Origin of the sequence: Nocardia amamiensis (assembly GCF_015477605.1) — a bacterium.
GTDB classification, from domain to species: Bacteria; Actinomycetota; Actinomycetes; order Mycobacteriales; family Mycobacteriaceae; genus Nocardia; species Nocardia amamiensis_A.
Map to the genome: position 1 here is coordinate 1 of NZ_JADLQX010000247.1, position 400 is coordinate 400.

The window sequence follows — 400 nt, forward strand, 5'->3', positions numbered from 1 at the left end:
CTGGTGTGGATGCACGCCGAGTACGGCTTGGCGGCCTACGACGTGGTGTTGCAGAAGACCCCGGCGACGTTCGACGTGTCGGTGTGGGAGTTCTTCTGGCCGTTGCAGGTCGGTGCGCGGCTGGTGGTCGTGAAGCCGGACGGTCATCGCGATCCCGCGTATCTGGCGGGCTTGATCGTCGACGAGCAGGTCACCACGGCGCACTTCGTGCCGTCTATGCTGTCGGTGTTCGTGGCCGAAGAGCGCGCGGCCGAATGCACTAGCCTGCGTAATGTCTTCGCCTCGGGTGAGGCGTTGCCCGCGGTGACCGCGCAGAAGTTGCGTGAGTTGACCGGTGCGCGGTTGCACAATCTGTACGGTCCGACCGAGGCCGCGGTCGATGTCACCTTCCATGAGGTGA

1 protein-coding gene is annotated in these 400 nt (G+C 64.8%); it reads left to right on the forward strand.

Going from position 1 to position 400, the window contains the following annotated elements; translation table 11 throughout:
* Nucleotides 1–400: AMP-binding protein (locus IU459_RS37685; protein ID WP_195134327.1), on the forward strand; the 400-nt coding region annotated here is incomplete at both ends.